The 18,544-nt window shown below is 69.4% G+C and carries 16 protein-coding genes and 1 tRNA gene; 3 read left to right on the top strand and 14 right to left on the bottom strand.

Going from position 1 to position 18,544, the window contains the following annotated elements; genetic code table 11:
- Positions 1 to 31: 31 nt before the first annotated feature.
- From GC092_RS00930 to GC092_RS00920, 3 genes are read right to left on the bottom strand one after another with little or no spacing between them, the layout of a single operon-like run.
- Complete coding sequence (locus GC092_RS00930) at positions 32 to 865, bottom strand: carbohydrate ABC transporter permease (protein ID WP_282979889.1); 834 nt, start codon at positions 863 to 865, stop codon at positions 32 to 34.
- 9 nt (positions 866 to 874) lie between these two features.
- Positions 875 to 1,834 carry a carbohydrate ABC transporter permease gene (locus tag GC092_RS00925; protein WP_271174117.1) on the bottom strand — a complete coding sequence of 320 codons (960 nt, stop codon included), beginning with the start codon at positions 1,832 to 1,834 and terminating at the stop codon, positions 875 to 877.
- Positions 1,834 to 3,216: an ABC transporter substrate-binding protein gene (locus tag GC092_RS00920; protein ID WP_282979890.1), complete on the bottom strand. Its 1,383-nt coding sequence runs from the start codon at positions 3,214 to 3,216 to the stop codon at positions 1,834 to 1,836. Before GC092_RS00920 ends, GC092_RS00925 begins: the two co-directional genes overlap by 1 nt.
- Positions 3,217 to 3,391: 175 nt before the next feature.
- Here GC092_RS00920 and GC092_RS00915 point away from each other — a divergent pair, with 175 nt between their 5' ends.
- On the top strand, positions 3,392 to 4,429 hold the full coding sequence (locus GC092_RS00915) for a LacI family DNA-binding transcriptional regulator (RefSeq protein ID WP_324013530.1): 1,038 nt from the start codon (positions 3,392 to 3,394) through the stop codon (positions 4,427 to 4,429).
- Between the two features lie 84 nt (positions 4,430 to 4,513).
- Here GC092_RS00915 and GC092_RS00910 read toward each other — a convergent pair whose 3' ends face one another.
- The 6 genes from GC092_RS00910 to GC092_RS00885 all read right to left on the bottom strand — a co-directional run bounded on the left by GC092_RS00910 (position 4,514) and on the right by GC092_RS00885 (position 14,505).
- Complete coding sequence (locus GC092_RS00910; protein ID WP_324013528.1) at positions 4,514 to 8,323, bottom strand: LamG-like jellyroll fold domain-containing protein; 3,810 nt, start codon at positions 8,321 to 8,323, stop codon at positions 4,514 to 4,516.
- 70 nt (positions 8,324 to 8,393) lie between these two features.
- A complete protein-coding gene (locus GC092_RS00905) occupies positions 8,394 to 10,331 on the bottom strand; it encodes a glycoside hydrolase family 127 protein (RefSeq protein ID WP_324013526.1) in 1,938 nt (645 codons plus the stop codon).
- A gap of 3 nt (positions 10,332 to 10,334) precedes the next feature.
- Positions 10,335 to 11,153 carry a carbohydrate ABC transporter permease gene (locus tag GC092_RS00900; RefSeq protein ID WP_324013524.1) on the bottom strand — a complete coding sequence of 273 codons (819 nt, stop codon included), beginning with the start codon at positions 11,151 to 11,153 and terminating at the stop codon, positions 10,335 to 10,337.
- Positions 11,150 to 12,124, bottom strand: coding sequence for a carbohydrate ABC transporter permease (locus GC092_RS00895; RefSeq protein ID WP_324013522.1), 975 nt, complete (start codon positions 12,122 to 12,124; stop codon positions 11,150 to 11,152). Before GC092_RS00895 ends, GC092_RS00900 begins: the two co-directional genes overlap by 4 nt.
- Before the next feature lie 57 nt (positions 12,125 to 12,181).
- Positions 12,182 to 13,441, bottom strand: coding sequence for a sugar ABC transporter substrate-binding protein (locus GC092_RS00890; RefSeq protein ID WP_324013521.1), 1,260 nt, complete (start codon positions 13,439 to 13,441; stop codon positions 12,182 to 12,184).
- A 47-nt stretch (positions 13,442 to 13,488) separates the two neighbouring features.
- Positions 13,489 to 14,505, bottom strand: coding sequence for a LacI family DNA-binding transcriptional regulator (locus tag GC092_RS00885; protein ID WP_324013520.1), 1,017 nt, complete (start codon positions 14,503 to 14,505; stop codon positions 13,489 to 13,491).
- Between the two features lie 138 nt (positions 14,506 to 14,643).
- Between GC092_RS00885 and GC092_RS00880 the strand changes: the two genes are divergently transcribed.
- Complete coding sequence (locus tag GC092_RS00880) at positions 14,644 to 15,162, top strand: ATP-dependent endonuclease (protein ID WP_324013519.1); 519 nt, start codon at positions 14,644 to 14,646, stop codon at positions 15,160 to 15,162.
- A 1-nt stretch (position 15,163) separates the two neighbouring features.
- Here GC092_RS00880 and GC092_RS00875 read toward each other — a convergent pair whose 3' ends face one another.
- On the bottom strand, positions 15,164 to 16,054 hold the full coding sequence (locus tag GC092_RS00875) for an aldo/keto reductase (RefSeq protein WP_324013518.1): 891 nt from the start codon (positions 16,052 to 16,054) through the stop codon (positions 15,164 to 15,166).
- 50 nt (positions 16,055 to 16,104) lie between these two features.
- On the opposite strand from GC092_RS00875, the gene GC092_RS00870 reads away from it, so the two are divergent.
- A complete protein-coding gene (locus GC092_RS00870; RefSeq protein WP_324013517.1) occupies positions 16,105 to 16,467 on the top strand; it encodes a MerR family transcriptional regulator in 363 nt (120 codons plus the stop codon).
- Between the two features lie 30 nt (positions 16,468 to 16,497).
- Here the strand turns inward: GC092_RS00870 and GC092_RS00865 are convergent, their stop codons facing one another.
- The 4 genes from GC092_RS00865 to GC092_RS00850 all read right to left on the bottom strand — a co-directional run bounded on the left by GC092_RS00865 (position 16,498) and on the right by GC092_RS00850 (position 18,542).
- The gene (locus GC092_RS00865) at positions 16,498 to 17,085 is read right to left on the bottom strand and encodes a 2'-5' RNA ligase family protein (protein WP_324013515.1); all 588 of its coding nucleotides are present in this window, start codon (positions 17,083 to 17,085) and stop codon (positions 16,498 to 16,500) included.
- Positions 17,086 to 17,108: 23 nt separating this feature from the next.
- Positions 17,109 to 17,179, bottom strand: a tRNA-Cys gene (locus tag GC092_RS00860).
- A 101-nt stretch (positions 17,180 to 17,280) separates the two neighbouring features.
- A complete protein-coding gene (locus tag GC092_RS00855; protein WP_324013514.1) occupies positions 17,281 to 17,730 on the bottom strand; it encodes a hypothetical protein in 450 nt (149 codons plus the stop codon).
- Positions 17,731 to 17,774: 44 nt separating this feature from the next.
- Positions 17,775 to 18,542: an SDR family NAD(P)-dependent oxidoreductase gene (locus GC092_RS00850; RefSeq protein ID WP_324013512.1), complete on the bottom strand. Its 768-nt coding sequence runs from the start codon at positions 18,540 to 18,542 to the stop codon at positions 17,775 to 17,777.
- Positions 18,543 to 18,544 lie beyond the last annotated feature (2 nt).

Here is an 18,544-nt window from a genome sequence, read left to right as displayed (position 1 = left end):
CCGCAGGACGCGGGACGACCGTGCGGAGCTGCTACTTGCCCGCGCCGGCCGTGAGGCCCTCGCGAAGCGGCTTCTGGCCGAAGATGAACACGAGCAGCGCGGGGATCATCGAGAGCACGACGCCTGCGAGGACGGTCGCGATCGAGCCGGTGCCGAGGTTGCCCTGGAGAGTGACGAGCCCGAGCGGGAGCGTGAAGTTCTGCTCGCTGATCGTCAGGATGAGCGGGCGGAAGAACTCGTTCCAGTGGTAGTTGAACGCGAGGATCCCGACGATCGCGAGACCCGGTGCCGCGAGCGGCAGGTAGACCCCGAAGAAGACGCGCCACGGCCCGGCGCCGTCGATCTCGGCGGCCTCCGCGAGCTCGGGTGGGAGCCCCATGAAGTACTGCCGCATGAGGAACGTCCCGAACGCGGTCGGCAGCATCGGCACGATCAGCGCGAGGAGCGTGTCGGCCAGGCCCATGCCGCGGATCAGCATGAACACGGGCACGATCGTGACCTGCATCGGCACCATCATCGTGGCGAGGATGAGCGCGAAGAGGAGCCTCTTGCTGCGGAACTCGAATCGTGCGAAGACGTAGCCGGCCATCGCGGCGGTGAGCATCTGCCCGGCCGCGATGAGCAGCGTGACGAGCGCGCTGTTCCAGGTGTAGAGCCAGACGGGGATCTGCGCGAAGACGTCGGCGAAGGCGCCGAGGCCGAACTCGGTCTCGTTCGTCTCCGGGTTCGACGGCGTGAGCGCCGTGATGAGCGTCCAGACGACCGGGGCGAGCGTGAAGAATGCGGCGATGACGAGCACCGCGTACTTTCCGACCTGGGCGAGGGCCTGCCGCGGGGAGCGGGCTTCAACTGCGTGGATGGACATCGTCGTTCCTCATCCGTAGAAGACGTAGCGCTTGCTGAGCTGGAACTGCACGAGCGTCACCAGCATGATCAGGACGGTCAGCACGATGCCGATCGCGGAGGCGAGCCCGAACTCGAGCTGCTGGAAGGCGGATTCGTAGATCACCATGACCGCCGTGCGGGTCTCGTCGCCAGGACCGCCGCGGGTGAGCACGTACGGCTGGTCGAAGATCTGCAGCGCGTTGATGATCGCCATCACCGAGGCGACGAGCATGGTCGGGCTCACGAGCGGAAGCGTGATCTGGCGGAACTGCGTCCACCCGGTCGCGCCGTCGAGCGAGGACGCCTCGTAGACCTCCTTCGGGATGGCCGAGACGCCGCCGAGGAAGAGCAGGAACGTGAACCCGAAGTTCTGCCAGACGTAGACGAGCAGGACGACGATCTTCGCGCCGAACCCCGTCGTGAGCCATCCGATATTCGCGACCCCGAACCATCCGAGCACCTGGTTCACGAGCCCGAACTCCTGGTTGAACAGGTAGGCCATGACGAGCGAGACGGACGCCGCGGAGAGGATGAGCGGGAAGAAGAGGGATGAGCGGAAGAACGTCCGCAGCCAGCTCGGCATCTTCGACTGGACGAGCACCGCGAGGAAGAGGGCGACGGCGAGCTGGAGCAGCACCGCGACGACGACGAAGCCGATCGTGTTGAGGAACGACACGCGCACGGTCGGGTCGGCGGCGAGCTCGACGAAGTTGTCCACGCCGACGAACTCGGGGGCCGTGATCACGTCCCAGCGGAAGAAGGCGAGAAGGAACGACCCGACGATCGGGATGAAGCTGAACAGGCCCAGCCCGATGACGGTGGGCGCGAGGAAGACCCAGATGAGCAGGCGACTGCCCTTCTTGGCCGTGGCCTCGGGGCGAACGCCCTTCACGCCCCGAGGGAGGACGGCCGCGCGCGTGCTCGGCGGCGGAGTGACGACGGTGGACATCAGCGTCCCTTCAGTGCGAGTTCGAGGTCGCGCTGCATCGTCTCGAGCCCGCGGCGCACGCCGCCGGGTCCGTTCGTGATCGTCGAGACGACGTTCTTGATGAGCGCGGATTCCACAGCGGCCTGCTGCGGCGGAGCGGGCATGGGCCCGGTGTCGGGATGGCGATCGAGGGTGTCGTAGAACACCTCCCAGTGCTTCGGTCCGATCTCGCCGCCGTACAGCTCGGCGTTCAGGGTGCGGCGCGGCAGCGAGGAGTCGGGCTTCTGGTGGGCGAGCGCCATGCCCTCGGTCGAGATGCAGTACTTGAGCCACTCCCACGCCTCGTCCTTGCGGGGCGACGTCTGCATGATCGCGTACCCACCCGCGCCGAACTGGTGGCGCTGGCTGCGCATCCGGGGGAAGTACGTGACGTCGTACTCGTCGTTGGCGAAGCCCGCGTCATGCAGACCCTGCACCCAGAACCCGCCGGCCGGCGTCATCCCGACCGAGCCGCGGGCGAAGAGCGAGACGAGCTCGTTGCCGCCGCCCTGCGCGGGGTTCGCCGCGATGCCCTCGCCGACCATCCGCTGCAGCACCTCGAAGCTCTCGATCGTGCGCTCGTTCAGCGCGTCGGCGTTCTGCCACAGATAGCCGCCGCCGCGCGGCGCCTCGCCGGGGTAGAACCGCGACCAGAGCCAGTCGCCGCCCGGCGCCTTCTCCTCGGTGAGGAAGCTCGCGTCGTTGACGTACAGCCACGGCACGACGCCGCCCCACAGGCGGTTGTTCCAGAAGTACGGGAGGAAGCTCCCCTCGGCCGAGTCCTTCATCGTGCGCGCGACGGTGAAGAAGTCGTCGACCGTCCAGTCGTCGCGCGGCCGCTCGAGACCCGCCCGCTCGAACGCAGCCGTGTTGTAGTACACGTTCGCGGCGTTGAAGTTGTCGGGCAGCTGGAAGAGGCTCCCCTTGTACATGAACGACTCGATGAGCGAGGGATGGACGTCGTCGAAGTACTCCTGAAGGTCGGCGGCGTCACGCTGGACGTAGTCATCGATCGGGTGGGCGAGCCGCTCGGCGAAGAGCTGCGTGCCTTCGGTCGCGACCGACACGACGTCGGGCGGGTTGCCCGCGGCGACCATCGTGAGGATCTTCGCGAAGAAGTTGCTCCAGTCCTGGCCCTGGACCGCGACGATGCGGACGGTGATGCCGGGATGGAGACGCTGGAAGCCCTCGACGAGCGACTGGCGTGCGGCCGCGTCCTGGGCGGTCCCGAAGAGGGCGACGGTGAGCGCGTCGTCGCCGCGACCGGGGATGTCGGCACCGGTCAGGCGCGGCCAGGAGATCGCCGTGCCGGCGATCCCGAGGCCGAGCAGGGCGAGCGCAGCCCTGCGACTCAGTTCAACCACGTTGTTGCTCCTGCGGATGGGGCCACGGCGGCTCGCGCGAGCCGACCGTGTGCCGTGAAATGGAGTGCTGAATGCGTTCAGCAGATGCACCGTAGCATGGTCGGGAACCGTGCGCGAGGGATATGCTGAAACAATTCAGCAACGGGGCGTCGGTGAGGACGCAGCGAGGAGTGCCATGCCGAAGCAGAGCCGCCGCGCCACGCTCGCGGACGTCGCCGAGCGCGCGGGCATGTCGAAGGCCGCCGTGAGCATGATCCTCAACGACCGGCCGGGCTCGAGACTCTCCGCCGCCGCGGCGGATCGCGTGCGGGCGGCCGCGGCCGAGCTCGACTACCGGCCGAATCCGGCTGCCCGCGTGCTCCGCCGCGGCAGGACCCAGACGATCGGATTCATCTCGGATCAGGTCACGCTGACGCGTCAGGCCTCGGGGCTCATCGGCGGAGCGCTCGAGGTCGCCAAGGCGCACGAGCACACCGTGCTCATCGCCGAGACCGGCGGCGGCGACGGCGCCCTCGCCGACGCGTTCGAGACGATGATCGACCACCGCGTCGACGGCATCCTCATCGGGCTCATGGGTGCGCGCATGATCGACCTGCCGGAGACCTCGACGAACGTGCCCGTGGCGATCGTGAACGGGCGATCGTCCTCGGATCATCCGAGCGTTCTGCCCGACGAGCGCGCAGCGGGGTACGCCGTGGCGCGTCACCTGCTGGACGCGGGGCACCGGAGGATCGGCCTCGTCGGCGACCTGCCCGATGAGATCGTGTCGGACCTCCGGCGAAGCGCGACCATCGCGCTGCGCTTCGACGGCATCCAGCGCGCATTCGACGAGGCGGGGGTCGTCCCGGCGCGCGTGGACATCGCCGACTGGCAGCCTGCGCTCGGCTACGACGCCGCGGCCGCGCTTCTCTCGCGGGAACCCGACCTCACGGCGATCCTCGCGTCCAACGACGCGGTCGCGCTCGGGGTCTACCAGGTGCTCCTCGAGCGGGGTCGCCGGATCCCCGATGACGTCTCGGTGATCTCGTTCGACGACGAGGTGCTCGCGGGCTACCAGCGACCAGGGCTCACCACCGCGCGGCTCCCCTACCCCGAGATCGGCTCCCTCGGCGCCTCGATGATCCTCGGCGAGCGCGAGCTCGGCCACGAGCTCGTGCCCATGCCGCTCATCGAGCGGGAGTCGGTGGGGCCGCCGCGGCCCTTCTCAGCATGAGAGATCCGGACGGTGCGGCGGCAGGAGCTCTGCCGCCGCACCGTCCGGACCACGGAACTGCGATCGCGTCGCGCCGACCGGGGATCAGCGCGTGATGTGAATCCGGGTGCTCGCCACGACTTCGCCATCGAGCGAGAGGACGATCGTCCACTTGCCGGGCTTCAGGTCACCGGGAAGGGCGACCTCATGGGCGCCCGCTCCGGACACCGACGCGATCTCCTCGGCCCGGGAGCCGTCGCCGCGGCCGATGCCGATGACGGCATCGGCCCCCTCGCGGACACCGTCGAGCGCGACCTGGATCGTCTCGCCGGCCCGAGCGCGCTCGGGGGCGGTCACCGACGGCTCCTCCTCCACGATCTCGGCCGCGAGCGGCGAGACCGTGATCCGGTCGAGGATGGGGGCGTCCTGGGCGCGAAGCGGGATACCCGGCCAGTTGTCCTCCGCGTAGGTCACGCCGTCGAAATTCGGCTGCTCCTCGGCGGCGAACGTGATCGTGTTCTCCCCCGCCTCGAGATCGAGCACGATCGTCCGCTCCCAGAAGCTGTTCCGGTGGAAGGTCGGCACGAAGAGCACTCGCAGCGGGTCACCGCCGTTCACCGAGATGTCGGCGTGGCGTGCCATGGGGTTCGGGTTGTAGTGCGTCGCGGGGATCTGCTCGGGGTTCGAGAACCGCACGACCACGGCGTGGCGCCCGGCCTCCTCCGCCTGGACGGTGAACGACAGCGTGTTGTCGTTCCCCGGCTCGCCGCCGACGCCCGAGACGGCCTTTCCGCCCTCGGCGTTCGCGAGGTCGACGATCTCAGCGACGCCGGACCGCGTCGCGTCCTCCGCCTGGTACTCGGTCGCGGTGAGCATTCCCGCCCCGGACGAGACCCGCAGGCCGTCGATCGTGGCTTCGCCCGTCACGGTGACCTTGTTGATGCCGCCCGCCAGGTGCACAGCCCCGGCGGTCGACCGGGCGAGGTCGAGCACCTCCTCGCCGTTCACGGCGACGCGGCCGTCGCCCGAGCCGATGACCTCGAGCAGCGCTTCACCATCGCGTGCACCGTGCACCCAGAACGTCGCCGTCTGATCCGCCGCAAGCGCGACCGTGCCGTTGCCCGTGTAGGTCGCCGTGCCGTCGTGGTCCGACAGCGTCGCCTCGTACTCGTCGACGCCGCTGTCCTGGCGGGTGAGGACGATGCGGTCCACGAGGGCGTCGCCCTGCGTCGCGCGTGAGCCGTCGAGGCTCTTCGCGGCGAGCGTGATCGTGTGCGTTCCGGCAGCAAGCTCGACGGTGGTGTCGGCGTGATCCCAGACGACCCACTTGTAGCCGAGCGGGAGGAGGATCTCCTGCTCAGCGGCCCCGTCGACCGTCAGGAAGACGTTGGTCGGGCCGTTCTCCGCGACGAGGCTGTATGTGTTGAGGCTGTTCGCGTAGACCGAGAGATCGTAGGAGCCGTCCTCCGGGACCTCCACCGTGAAGGAGAGACGGCCATCCGAGCCCGTGCGCAGGCCGCCGACGTTGTACCCGCCGGAGGTGTAGAACTTGCTGACGTCCGAGGGCGAGCCCTCGGGGCCGTTGAGGCTGTACCCCGAGCCGGCGTAGTCGGCGTCCTCGGCCTCGTAGACGGCTGACCACGGAGCGGTCGGCGCGGACGCCTCCGTGGCCTCGTCCGCCGGGGTCACGACGAGCTCGTACGCCGACGACTCCTCGAGAGCTGGAAGCTCGTCACCGCCGAACTGCAGCGTCGCGACGCCGTCTACGACCTCGAGCACCTGATCGCCGATCACTGCGGGGCCCTTCGAGTCGCCGAGCTGACCCGTCCACTCGATCTCGCGCACCGTGACCTCGACACGATCGCCGAAGACGTCCGCGGGGATGTTGGCGAAGTCGACGGGTGCCGCACCAGACGCGCCCCCGATGAGCGCTCGCGCGACGCGACGCTCCTCATCGAGAGCGGCCACGCCCTGAAGGGAGTAGTTCTCGCCCGGCGAGGGCGGGGTGAGCTCCACGGTGTGCCCGCTCAGCTGCGCGTAGGAGTTGTAGAGCCACCACTGGCCGTTGCCCCGGTTCGACTGCACAGCCGAGTCGGCGAGGTTGCCGTTGATGTTCCAGAAGGCGATCATGGCGTCGACCTTCGCGTCCTCGATCGCGGAGATCCACTGAATCATCTGGCCGGGGACTGACGTGTGGTAGTTGAAGGCGTACTCGTTGATGTTGATGGGCAACTCGGCCCCCTCGCGCGCCGTGCCCTCGAAGGCGGCGGCCTCCCATGCGCGGAATCGCTCGACCGAGTCGCGGATGGCCTGGGGGTGCGACAGCTCGTGCCACGTGATGATGTCGGGCACCGTGTCCTGTTCGACAGTGTGCGCGAGGAAGCCCTTCATCTGATCGAAGAGGACGCTCGTGCCCGGGCCGGCGACGCGGATGTCGGGGAACGCGGCCTTGATCGTCCGATAGGTCTCGTCCCAGGCCGCGAAGTAGGCAGTCGGGTCGTCAAGCCAGCTCGTGCCGTCGAGGCTCCACTGCCCGGTGCCGAACATGTTTCCCTCGGGCTCGTTGAACGGCTCGATGACGAGGTGCGCCCGCTGCTCGTCGGGGATCTCGGCGATCATGTCGAGCTGCTTCCGGAGCACGTCGCGATAGTCCGCGAGCTTCTCCTCCGGAGTGTCGCCGGGCCACTGATAGGGGAACCCTCGATACCAGTCGGTGACGCGAAGGTAGACGTCGCCGCCCGTCGTCTCGGAGAGCGCCGGAAGGATCTCGAGGGCGTCCGAGCCAGGGTGCTGGGAGCCGTCCTGCGCCTTCGTCGCGACACTGCGCACGTTCATGCCCTCGAGGAGGTTGTCCGTCGGCATCCCATCGCCATAGAGGCCGTACAGGACCCCCGACGCGCCCCCGTGAACGGGACCGGTATTGCTTCCGAGGTCGATGCGGACCTCGCCGCGGTGCACGGTCACCTCTGTGGTGACGGGCTGGCCGGCCGCCGTCCCGTCTACGGAGAAGGTGCCGGTCTGTTCGTACTGAGCGGGGTCGACCGGCTCCCATTCCACGGGCACGTCGCGGTCGACGCCGTCCGTGAACGAGGCGCGGATCGACGCGGGCAGGTCCGGCGCGACGCCGACAGCCGTCCGAACCTCGAACGCCGTCTGGGAAAGGGCGTCGAGGCCGGGCAGTTCCCCGCCGACCAGCGCGCCGACCTCCTCGGCGGAGAGAGCGTCGTGGTACACGCGGAAGTCGTCGACCTCTCCGCGGAAAGCGGGATCCGGGTAGAACGAGCCGCCGATAGCGCCCGCGTCTGCCGCCCCTGCCGACAGGAGCTGGCTCGCCGTCGCCGTCGTCGAAGCTCGGGAGAGGGCGACTCCGTCGACATACGCGGTGAGGATGTCGGCCTCGGTGTCGAGCGTCAGCGTCAGCGTGCTCCAGCGATCTGAAGGCAGAGCGCCGTAGCCGGTGACCTTCGCCTCGCCGCCGGCCCCCGAAGTCGTCACGGCTGCGCGGATGCGGCCCTCTCCGTTCGACGGCGTCGCGAAGAGGTACCGCGTGGTGTCGGATCCCAGACCGAACACCCACTGCCACGCTCCGCCGGATCCGTCCCAACGGATCCTCGCCGACACCGTCAGGTCGGTTGCGCCCTCGAGCGCAGGCCGTGGGACCCGCACGCTCCCCGAGCGCACGTCGATGGCGCCGCCTTCTGCACCCTCGACAGCCGGGACATCGCCGACGATGACTCCGTCCCACCCGTTGCCGGAGGAGTCGGGGACGTTCCCGTCGGCGACGTCATCCATCGTGTAGACGAGGACGGGCGCGGGGCCGTCCTCAGCTGCGGACGCGGGAGCGGTGAGCCCCGTGCTGATCACTGCGGCCGCCGCGAGGAACACGGCGGGCCCGGATCTGGTGGTGATGCGCATGGTCGAAGACCTCTCTGTCTCGTGTATGTGCGTTGCCCTCCGATGGCGGAGAGCGTGGTGACGCCCGCCGTCAGCTGCGGGCGGTGAGCGCGGGCAGGAAGACCCGCATGGTCGACGGACCGCGTTCGGCCCAACGGTGGTAGGGGATGAGGCGGACCTCTGATCGACGCTCCTGTGGGCTCTCCGCCGGAACCGGGCCATACGCCCATCCGCGCGGATCCCGTTCCGGTGCCATGGCGACGCTCACGACGGCGCCGTCGGCGTCCGGACGCGGCTCGAAGCGGGTATCGACGCGGACGCCGTCGATGCGCGTCTGCGGCGGGAGATCGAGCGACTCCACGCAGAGCACCAGCGGCCCCCTCTCCACAGCCACCGTCCCCCGAACCGCGTCGATGCGGGCGTCGGGCCACGTGAAGCGCGGGCCGACAGGCAGCACGAGCTCGACGACGTCCCCGGGAGAGAAGACGCGCCGCACCTGCGCCCATCCGGCTTCGACGAACGTCGGTGCGGCGTCCGGTGCCGCAAGCGTTGCGTGCTCGGCCCATGACGGGACGCGCAGCCGCAACGTGCGCTCCTCGTCGGGAGCTTCGACGACGTGCACGCGGACGCGACCGTCGAACGGGTAGTCGGTCTCGATCCGCAGCACGAGCCCTCGCCCGGTGAGCTCCCCGGCGGCGTACTGCAGGAGGATGAGCGCGTCGCCTTCCTCGGCGGCGAGGTAGGCCGGCAGGGAGGCGAGCGTCCTTGCGACGTTGGTCGGACAGCAGGACACATCGAACCACGGCGCCCGGACACCGCCCTCCGCGCGGTGATTGACCCCGTCCGCCGCTTCACCGGCCTCCTCCCGCTGGTGAAGTGGGTTGGCGTAGAAGAAGGCACGGCCGTCCGCGCTCGGTGACGTCGCCACCACGTTGAAGAGGGTGCGCTCGATGAGGTCGGCGTACTTCACATCGCCCGTCGCGAGGAGGAGCCGCCACGCGAACATGACCGAGGCCACGCCGGCACACGTCTCGCAATACGCACGGTCGGCCGGCAGCTCCCAGTCGTCGCCGAAGCCCTCATCCTGATGACGCGACCCCATCCCTCCTGTGAGGTACGTACGCCGCTCCACCGTGCGGGACCACTGACGCTCGAGCGCGGCCAGGAGGTCGCCGTCGTGCGTCTCCACCGCAACGTCGACGGCGCCCGCGGACAGGTACAGCGCGCGCACGGCATGCCCGCGCAGCACGTCGGCCTCACGGATCGGCGCGTCGTCCTGGAAGTAATCGGCCGACAGCAGCGGTCGCACGGGCAGCCGCCCCCTGCCACGTCGCTCGAGAAAGCGACGGGCCTGCTCGACGTAGCGCGGCTCGCCGAGGGCACGTCCGAACTCCGCGAGCGCGACCTCGATCTCAGGGTGCCCGCAGAGGCCGTCCTCGTCATCCCAGAATCGGGTGCAGACGTGGTCGGCGGCACGGCGCGCCACGGCGACGAGATCGTCGGTGCCATAGGTGCGCACCCGCGCGACGGCCGCCTGGAGCAGGTGCCCGATGTTGTAGAGCTCATGCCCCATCGCCAGGTCGGAGTACCGGGGCGGGAGTCCAGGATGGCCGAACGCCGTGGAGAGGTAGCCGTCGTCGTCCTGGGCGGCTGCGACCCGCGCGACGAGACGCGCGTAAGCCCCCGCGAGCTCGTCGTCCGCCCGGCGCGACAGCTCCCAGGCCATCGCCTCGAGAAGCTTGTACACCTCGGAGTCGGAGAACTGCCATCCCGCTCGCTCGCGCGTCACGTCGCCGCGGGCGATCCGGTCGAAGTTCTCGATCCAGCCGAGCCGCTCCATCCACTCGAGGCAGTGCGCGATGGTCGCCGTGCCGTTCACTCGCTGCCGCGAGCCCCAGAAGCCCGCCCCGTCGAGCGCGTATGACGAGACGTCCACGCCGTGAATGCGCGCGTTCGCGGGTGCCACGGGACGACTGCCGACGCGGAGGCCATTCGGGGACGGCTCGGTCGAGGTCGAGAATGAGGTCACGGATCAGTCCTTCACTGCGCCGGCGGTCACACCGGCGGCGACGTAGCGCTGAGCCATCACAAGGAGGACGGCAGCGGGGATGGAAGCGACGACGGCGGTCGCCATGATGGCGTTCCACTGCGTGGTGTTGTTGCCGATGTATGCGAAGATGCCGAGCGTCACGGGCCGCAGGTCGCTGTTGCGCGCGAGGGTCGATGCGAAGACGAAGTCGGACCACGCCCACAGGAAGGCGAAGAGCGACACCGTGAGCACCGAGTTGCGGCTCATCGGCATCACGATCGACACGAAGGTGCGCCACGCTCCCGCGCCGTCCACGCGAGCCGCCTGCAGCAGCTCCCGTGGCAGACCGGTCATGAACGCGCTGAAGAGCAGCACGCCGAACGGCACGGCGACCGTCGAGTCGGCGAGGATGAGGCCCCACACGCTGTTGAGCAGTCCGAGGCGGACGTAGATCGCGTAGAAGCCCATCGCCATGACCACGGCCGGGATCATCTGCGCCACCAGCAGGAGGAAGTTCAGCGTGCGCCCTCCGCGGAGGTTGAGCAGCGCGATCGCGTAGGCCGCCGGTGCTGCGATGACGACCGTCAGCACCACGCAGCCGAGGCCGATGAGCAGGCTCGTGCCGAGGTTCGGGAGCTGCTGGCGGAAGACCGCTTCGAAACCCTCGAACGTCGGGTCGAACGGGAAGACGTGCGGCGGGTTCGCGCGCAGGTCGCTCGTGCGCGTCAGCGAGACGTTGACCATCCAGTAGACGGGGAAGAGCATCAGGGCGGTGAAGATGACGCCCAGCGCGACCTTCCACCAGTTGTGTCGGGCCGTCATGAGTTCACCTCGCGTCGCTGCACGCGCAGATAGAGGAATCCGAAGATGAGGGCGATCACGATGAGGAGGTTGCCGATCGCGGCCGCGGGCGACAGGTCTGGCTGGCCGGTCCCGAACGCCTCGCGGTAGGACCAGATCGCCAGCGTCGTCGAGGAATTCGCGGGCCCGCCGGCCGTCATGATCCAGATGATGTCGACGACTTTGAGGGTGTAGACGAGCCCGAGCAGGAGCGTGATGGCCGAGACCGGACGCAGGAGCGGAAACGTGATGCTCCAGAACTGTCGCCACGGGCCGGCTCCGTCGAGCGACGCCGCCTCATAGACGTCGCCGGGGATGTTCTGCAGGCCGGCGTAGAGGATGACGAGGTTGAAGGGGATCCCGAGCCAGATGTTCGCGATGATCACCGCGGTGAGCGACGTCTCGGGCGACGTCAGCCAGTTGATCTGGGGCCCGCCGAACGCGGCGAGCACCGAGTTGACGATGCCGCTGTCGCTGTTGAGCATCCACGACCAGGTCGAGGCCGACACGATGAGCGGGAGCAGCCACGGCACGAGGAAGAGTCCGCGCAGGATGCCTGACAGCGGAAAGCTCGTCCGGAAGAAGACGGCGAGCGCCAAGCCGATCGCGTACTGGAACAGCAGCGAGACGAAGACGAATGCTGCCGTGTTCGCGAGTGCCGTAGCGAACAGCGGCGACTGCACGATGTCGACGTAGTTGGCGAGGCCGACGAACTCGGCATTGCCCTGGACGAACGCGCGGATCGTGTAATCGTGGACGCTCAGGTCGACGCTGCGGACGAGCGGGAAGACGTAGAAGATCAGCAGGTACGCCAGCAGAGGCAACGCGAAGGCGAACGCGACCCAGCGCGATCCGAGCAGCGGCGAAGGCCGGCGCCTGCGCGGATCGGGGACGACGAACGCGGCCGTGTCGCCCGGTGCGCCGGCGGTGCGTGCGGAGGTTGTGAGGGTCATGATGCTCTCGTTTCGGGCCGGGGCGGAGAAGGCTCCGCCCCGGCGTCTCTCACGGGGTCACTGGCCCCCGGTCTCGGCCGCGGCGGCCTCCTGCGCGGCGTCGAGGGCGTCCTGCGGAGACTCGGCTCCCGAGAGCGCGCTCTGGACAGCGGTCCAGAGCTGCTCCGAGATGATCGGATAGTCCGTGCCGAGGTTGTCACTCGTGCGGCCCTTCGCCGACTGAACCGCAGAGACCCACGTCTCGAGCTCCGGGTCCTCCTCCAGCAGCGCCTCCTGTCCCTCGGCCGTGGGCGGGATGTAGTACGCGAACGTCGTCGCGGTCTCGACGAACCCCTCGGACGTCGTCATGCACTCGATGATCTGGCGCGTCACCTCATAGCGCGCGGTGTCCGCCTGGACGGGGGCGATGATGAACTCGCCGCCGGTCGGAGCGGGAGCGGCACCGCCGTCCTTCGCAGGCAGCGTGATCACTCCGGTCTCGAAGGGGGCCTCGGCAGCGCTGTTCACCTGCCACGTGCCGTTCTCGGCGAAGGCGAACTCACCGGTGAGGAACTCCTCCCAGACGGTGTTCTGCGAGTTGGTGATGACCGAGTTGGGGGCGTAGCCCGCATCGAGCCACCCCTTCCAGAGCTCGAGGGCCTCGACTGCCTCCGGCGAGTTCAGCTCCGTGAGCTCTGCCCCTGCGCCCCAGAACCACGGAAGGAACTGGAACGAGCCCTCCTCCGTGTTGAGCGCCGAGAAGGTGATGCCGCGCTTGCCGGTCTCGGATACGGCTGCCAGCGCCTCCTCGAAGCTCGCCCAGTCGGTGATCGAGGCGGGGTCGACGCCCGCCTCGGTCAGGATGTCGGCGTTGTAGTAGAGGGCAAGTGTGTTCGCCCCGATCGGGATGCCGTAGGTCTCGCCGTCCAGCTCGCCCGCAGCGAGGAGGTTCTCGTCGACGCCGGAAACGTCCAGGCCGAGCTCATCGACGGTGGACACCATGCCGGTCTCCGCGAGCGTCGAGACGGCGGGGTTGTCGAGCAGGATGATGTCGGGCGAGTTGTTCTCCTGAGCGGCCAGGAGCGCCTGGTTGGTGAGGGCCGTCGTGTCGTACGCCGTGCGCTCGATCGTCACGCCCGCTTCGGTGCCGCAGGCCTGCACGCGGTCGGCCCAGTCGGATCCCTCCTCGTGCTGCGGGTACGGATCCCACCAGGTGTATGTGTCGGATGAGCCCGAGCCGGCTTCGGTGCCGGTCGTGCCCGCGCAGCCGGCGAGCGCGCCGACGGCGATCAGGGCGCTCGCGAGCGCGAGCGGCCTGCGCAGGTTCCTGATGATCATGGGGTTCCTCCTTGAACGGGATGCCCGTCGGGTGCGGGCGGATGCTGTCAGGCGCGAGCGGGGGGTGCGGCGATGGAGCCGCGATCGTGGATGACGGGTGGGATGAGCTCTACGGTGTGGGGCACGTCGGCGCCCTCGATCCGGGCGACGAGCTGCTCGACGGCACGTCGGCCGAGTTCGGCCGCCGCACTGTCGACGGAAGAGAACGGAAGGGAGAACGTGCGGGCGAAGTCATCGGAGTAGCGTCCGATGACGGAGAGGTCTTCGGGAGTCCTGAGACCGCGCTCCCACAGGACGCTGGGCAAGGCCGCCGCCGCCGCCTCGTTGTTCAACAGCAACCCCGTGACGTCCGGATGCGCGTCGAGGAACGACACCAGATCGCGCCCGATGTCGGGCTGGCTCGATGCGCCGAAATAGCGGTGCAGCGTGATCCCCAGCTCTTCGGCGCGCCCCGCTGCAGCGTCGGCGAGGCGCCATACGTACGCGCCGCCGCGCTCCACGACGTGCTCCGGCTGAGAGACGAGGATCAGGTCGCGATGACCGAGCTCGTGAAGACGGTCGACCATGAGACGGCCGGTCGCGACGAAGTCGAGATCGAACACGTCGACGCCCGATGTGTCGGCGGGCAGTCCGACGAGAGCACCGGGCTGCTGCGCAGCGCGCAGCGGCGCGAGGCGGGTGTCGTTCTCGGCGACGTTGAGGAGGACAAACCCGTCGACCATGCGGGAGTCCGAGATGCGCTTGAGAGCCGCGACCCCGTCCTCCTCGGAGATCAGCAGGGTGTCGTAGCCGCGCGCGCGAGCGCAGTCGGAGATTCCGAGGATGTACTGCAGCATGGCGGGCGCGAACTCGTCTGAGAGGAACCGGGCGAGCACCCCCAGCACCTTCGTCTGCGATGTCGCCAGAGCACGGGCTCCGGCGTTCGGGGTGAAGCCAAGTGACCGGACCGCCTCTTCCACGCGCTGGCGGACCTCCGGCGAGATGGCCCGCTTCCCCGACAGCGCGTACGAGGCGGTGCTCCGCGAGACGCCTGCGACGCGGGCGACGTCCCCGATGGTGACCATGCTGTCCTCCACTTCGAACCGGTTCGACTTCGAACCGGTTCGAAGCTAGCGGATGCGCCTCGGTCGGCGCAAGAGGGAGGTTCTGACCGCATGTCGTCGCGCCGCGACAGAGCCCTCTGGCCCTGCTACGGTCCCCTCATGTCGCGGACCGTGATCCTCGTCGAGGGCGAGAGCGACCGCGCGGCGCTGCAGGCCGCGGCGGCGGCCTTGCGTCGCCCGCTCTCGGCCGAGATCGTCGTCATGTACGGCATCACGAACCTGCTGCGTCACCTTGAGGAGCACGCGGCCGACCGCGTCGTCGTGCTCTACGACGCACCCGAGCACCACCGTGTCGAGCGCGCGCTCGCGCATTCGTCGGCGCAGCCATCCGCTCTCTTCTCGTGCGAGCGCGATCTCGAGGAGGAGCTGATCCGCGCGGCGGGAGCCGACCGCGTGCTCGACGTCATCGAGGCGGAGGGCGACCTGCCCGCGTGGCGCGCGCTGCGCGGTCAGCCCTTCCACCGCGAGCACCGCGTCGAGGAGGTGCTTCACCGCTTCATGGGATCGATCGGCGGGCGCAAGCTCCGCTACGCCTCCGCTCTCGTCGCGATCCTCCGCCCCGACGAACTGCCCCGACCGCTCGTGGAGGTCGTCCGAGCAGCGGGTGAATCACGGTGATTCAGCCGCCGAGCGCGATCAGGTCGTCATCGCTCAGCTCGACGCTCGAGGCCGCGATGTTCTCCTCCAGATGGCGGATGGATGTGGTCCCGGGGATCGGGACGACGTTCGCAGAGCGACGGAGGAGCCAGGCGATCGCCACCTGACCCGGCAGCACGCCGTTCCTGCGCGCGACCTCGTCGAGCATTCCGGAGGCGCGCGTGTGGGCGCCGACCGCGAGCGGGAAGAACGGCACGAACGCGATCCCGTGTGCGGCCGTGTAGTCCACAACGGGGTCGTGATCGCGCGCGCCCACGTTGTAGAGGTTCTGAACGGCCGCGATCGGCGCGACCGCGAGGGCCTCGTCGATCTCGGCGACCGACACCTCGGACAGACCGATGTGCCGGATCTTGCCCTCCGCGCGCAGCTCGGCGAGAGCCCCGACCTGGTCGCTGACGGGGTACGCCGGGTCGAGACGGTGGAGGCTGACGAGATCGATCCGGTCGAGACGGAGCCGTCGGAGGGAGAGCTCGACTTGCTGACGGAGGTAGGCGGGATGCCCCAGGGGGACCCACTCCTCCGGCGAAGGCCTGAGGTTGCCGACCTTGGTTCCGATCACGAGATCCTCGGCATAGGGGTGCAGGGCCCGGGCGATCAGCTCCTCGTTCTCACCCAGGGCATAGGAATCGGCCGTGTCGATGAACTGCACCCCGAGCTCGACGGCCCGGCGAAGCACAGCGATGGCAGCAGCCGGATCAGCGGGTGCCCGCCAGATCCGCGCTCCGGCCTGGGTGCCATCGCCGGTCGCGTCCGTGAGCCTCATCGCGCCGAACCCGATCCGGTGGATGGCGAGGTCGCCTCCGAGCGGGAAGGTTTGCGTCAGGGCAGCGGTTGCGTCGTGTGTCGTCGTCATGGGGCGACCGTAGGACCTGACATCAGTGTCAGATGCAAGAGGAGATCGACATGGAGCGTCTCGATGCGATCGGGATCGGCGAGCTGGCGGAGCGCACGCGCTCAAGCGTCCGCTCGATCCGCTACTACGAGCAGCAGGGCCTGATCACCTCGGTTCGCACCGCGGCGGGGCACCGCCGCTTCGATCGCGCCTCCGTCGAGACGGTGCTCCGCATCCGGCGTCTGCTCGACGCCGGCCTGCCGCTCGCGATCGTCGCGAAGATCCTGCCCTGCTTCATCGGCGATGGCGTCAGACTCGACGCGTGCGTCGCCGACTACCTCCGTGAGCATCTCGAGTCCATCGACGAGCGCATCGAGACGCTCGACCATCAGCGCGAGACGGTCGAGGGGCTGCGCCGACTCGTCGCGGTGTGACGTCCGCGGGCGGCGGGTGAATCACGGCGGTCAGGCCCCGAGCGCGATCGTCTCGGAGTGCTCGGCACCGCCCTCGAACCACACGAACTCGACGCTCGCGACCGTCTCGCTGGGGCCCGAGGGGATGTCGCGGACGGCTCCGCGACGCAGCGCCTCCCATTCCTCCGCGGAGAACGCTGCGCCGTAGATGAGCGAGAGATGGAAGACCCACTGCTCCAGGGGCAGCTCGCCGATCCGACGGAAGTCCGTGGCCTCGAGGAGATCGGTGAGGCTCGAGTAGGCGTCGACGAGCGACGCGGTCCGGGCGAGCCGCGTGACGACGATCTGAAAGGGCGCAGGGAAGGCGTCGACGGCGTCCACCTGCAGCTCGATGGGAGGGATCCCCGCCGCCCAGGCCCGGATCTCATCGCGGAGCTCTCCGACGCGGCGCGCTTCCGAGAAGCCGCGCAGCGTCACGTGCCCGACCGTCGGGAAGGGCGCCGTCGGCACCGCCGCGCGGAGCTCCTCCTGCGTCGAGTCGAAGAACGCGGCCACCGGGCCCGTCGGGCAGAGCACGACGTACTGCTGGCCCTCGAGCGATCGCAGCTGCTCGGGGTCGGTCATGATCGCGCGCTTCACGGGCCTCTCCTTCGACGGGGACGAGGTGCCTGCGGGAGTCGAACCCGCCTGCGCGGCTTTGCAGGCCGCTGCCTCACCGCTCGGCCAAGGCACCGTGACCACCGACGATATCGGCGCACTGACCGGGCAGGGCCCTGTGTTTCCGAACGGCGGTCAGACCGCCCTGCAGCAGGGGAGTTCGTCACAGATCGACGTTCAGCCGCCCGCATGTGACGACGGGTCCAGAATCCAGCGGCCCTCGTCGTCGGAGAGCAGAAGACGCGGAGCGGCGACGCCCGCGACCTCGAGAAGGCATGCATGGAGCACCCAGGGGATGACCTCCTCGGGGCGCACGGGGCGAGCGCGATCATCCGGTGCGGCTCCGACCACCCCGGCCGGCACGTCCCCGCGGGCGACGGTCACCGGCCGATGCTCCCCCTCGGTGAGCATCCGCTGGAGGAGACCGTCGGCGCCATCCCGTGCGCACAGAACCTCGACGTCCGGCCGGAGGACGTGCGCGAGTTCGCGAGCGGTCCTGCAGACGGCGGGCGCGGATCCGGCGCGCGACACCGTCCATCCGCTCGGCGACGCGCGGACGCTCAGGCGATGCCCGAGTGCGGACGCGATCCGCGCGACCACGCCGCGCGCGTGGGCGCGGGACAGCACGGCATCGGCCCACGATGCCTGCGCTGCCCCGCACCCTCCGCACATCAGAGCATCACGTCGCCGCTGTTGGGCCCCAGCGTCTGGCCGACGTAGAGGTCTCCGAACGGCGAGGACGCGAGCATGACGGCCGTGGGCGCGACCTCGTCGACCTGCCCGAAGCGCCCGAGGGGCAGCTCGGCGCGCTTCGCGACCTTCCAGTCATCGCTGATGCCGGCCACGAGCGGCGTCTCGATCGGGCCCGGCGCGATGCAGTTCGCGAGCACGCCGTCGCGCGACACCTCGAGAGCGAGCGACTTCGTGAGAGCGATCACGCCGGCCTTGGCCGCCGCGTAGTGCGCCATGCCCGTTCCGCCCTTCTGCCCCAGCTGCGATGCGACGTTGATGATGCGACCGTGCCCGCGCGCACGCATCCCCGGGAGCACCTCGGGGCACAGCAGGAAGACGCTGGTCAGATCGATCGAGACGGTCTCGTTCCACTGCGCGAGGCCCATGCTCTCGACCGGCGACTCGGTCAGGATCCCGTGCGAGGTGACCAGCACGTCGATGCGCCCCAGCGCGCGCTCCGCCTCCGCGACGACGGAGACGATGCTCGCCTCCTCCGCCGCGTCGAAGGTCAGGCCGACGTGCTCGGCCGACCCGCCGCGCGAGATCTCGGCCGCTGCGTCTGCCACACGAGGGCTGCGATCGGCGAGCGCGACGCGTGCCCCCGCGGCGGCGAGATGGATGGCCGTGGCCAGGCCGATCCCGCTCGCGGCGCCGGTGACCAGCGCGGTGCGGCCGACGAGCACTCCGCCGTAGTCCGGAAGGGTCATCC

The organism is Microbacterium sp. JZ37, from assembly GCF_035188445.1.
GTDB classification, from domain to species: Bacteria; Actinomycetota; Actinomycetes; order Actinomycetales; family Microbacteriaceae; genus Microbacterium; species Microbacterium barkeri.
The sequence above is the reverse complement of the archived record's forward strand: the minus strand, read 5'-3'. Positions and strand labels throughout refer to the sequence as shown.

Bases quoted from the DNA above. Each gene is read 5' to 3' on its own strand.
- GC092_RS00930 (WP_282979889.1), bottom strand. From the start codon at position 865: ATGTCCATCCACGCAGTTGAAGCCCGCTCCCCGCGGCAGGCCCTCGCC.
- GC092_RS00925 (WP_271174117.1), bottom strand. From the start codon at position 1,834: ATGTCCACCGTCGTCACTCCGCCGCCGAGCACGCGCGCGGCCGTCCTC.
- GC092_RS00915 (WP_324013530.1), top strand. From the start codon at position 3,392: ATGCCGAAGCAGAGCCGCCGCGCCACGCTCGCGGACGTCGCCGAGCGC.
- GC092_RS00910 (WP_324013528.1), bottom strand. From the start codon at position 8,323: ATGCGCATCACCACCAGATCCGGGCCCGCCGTGTTCCTCGCGGCGGCC.
- GC092_RS00900 (WP_324013524.1), bottom strand. From the start codon at position 11,153: ATGACGGCCCGACACAACTGGTGGAAGGTCGCGCTGGGCGTCATCTTC.
- GC092_RS00895 (WP_324013522.1), bottom strand. From the start codon at position 12,124: ATGACCCTCACAACCTCCGCACGCACCGCCGGCGCACCGGGCGACACG.
- GC092_RS00890 (WP_324013521.1), bottom strand. From the start codon at position 13,441: ATGATCATCAGGAACCTGCGCAGGCCGCTCGCGCTCGCGAGCGCCCTG.
- GC092_RS00885 (WP_324013520.1), bottom strand. From the start codon at position 14,505: ATGGTCACCATCGGGGACGTCGCCCGCGTCGCAGGCGTCTCGCGGAGC.
- GC092_RS00880 (WP_324013519.1), top strand. From the start codon at position 14,644: ATGTCGCGGACCGTGATCCTCGTCGAGGGCGAGAGCGACCGCGCGGCG.
- GC092_RS00875 (WP_324013518.1), bottom strand. From the start codon at position 16,054: ATGACGACGACACACGACGCAACCGCTGCCCTGACGCAAACCTTCCCG.
- GC092_RS00870 (WP_324013517.1), top strand. From the start codon at position 16,105: ATGGAGCGTCTCGATGCGATCGGGATCGGCGAGCTGGCGGAGCGCACG.
- GC092_RS00850 (WP_324013512.1), bottom strand. From the start codon at position 18,542: ATGACCCTTCCGGACTACGGCGGAGTGCTCGTCGGCCGCACCGCGCTG.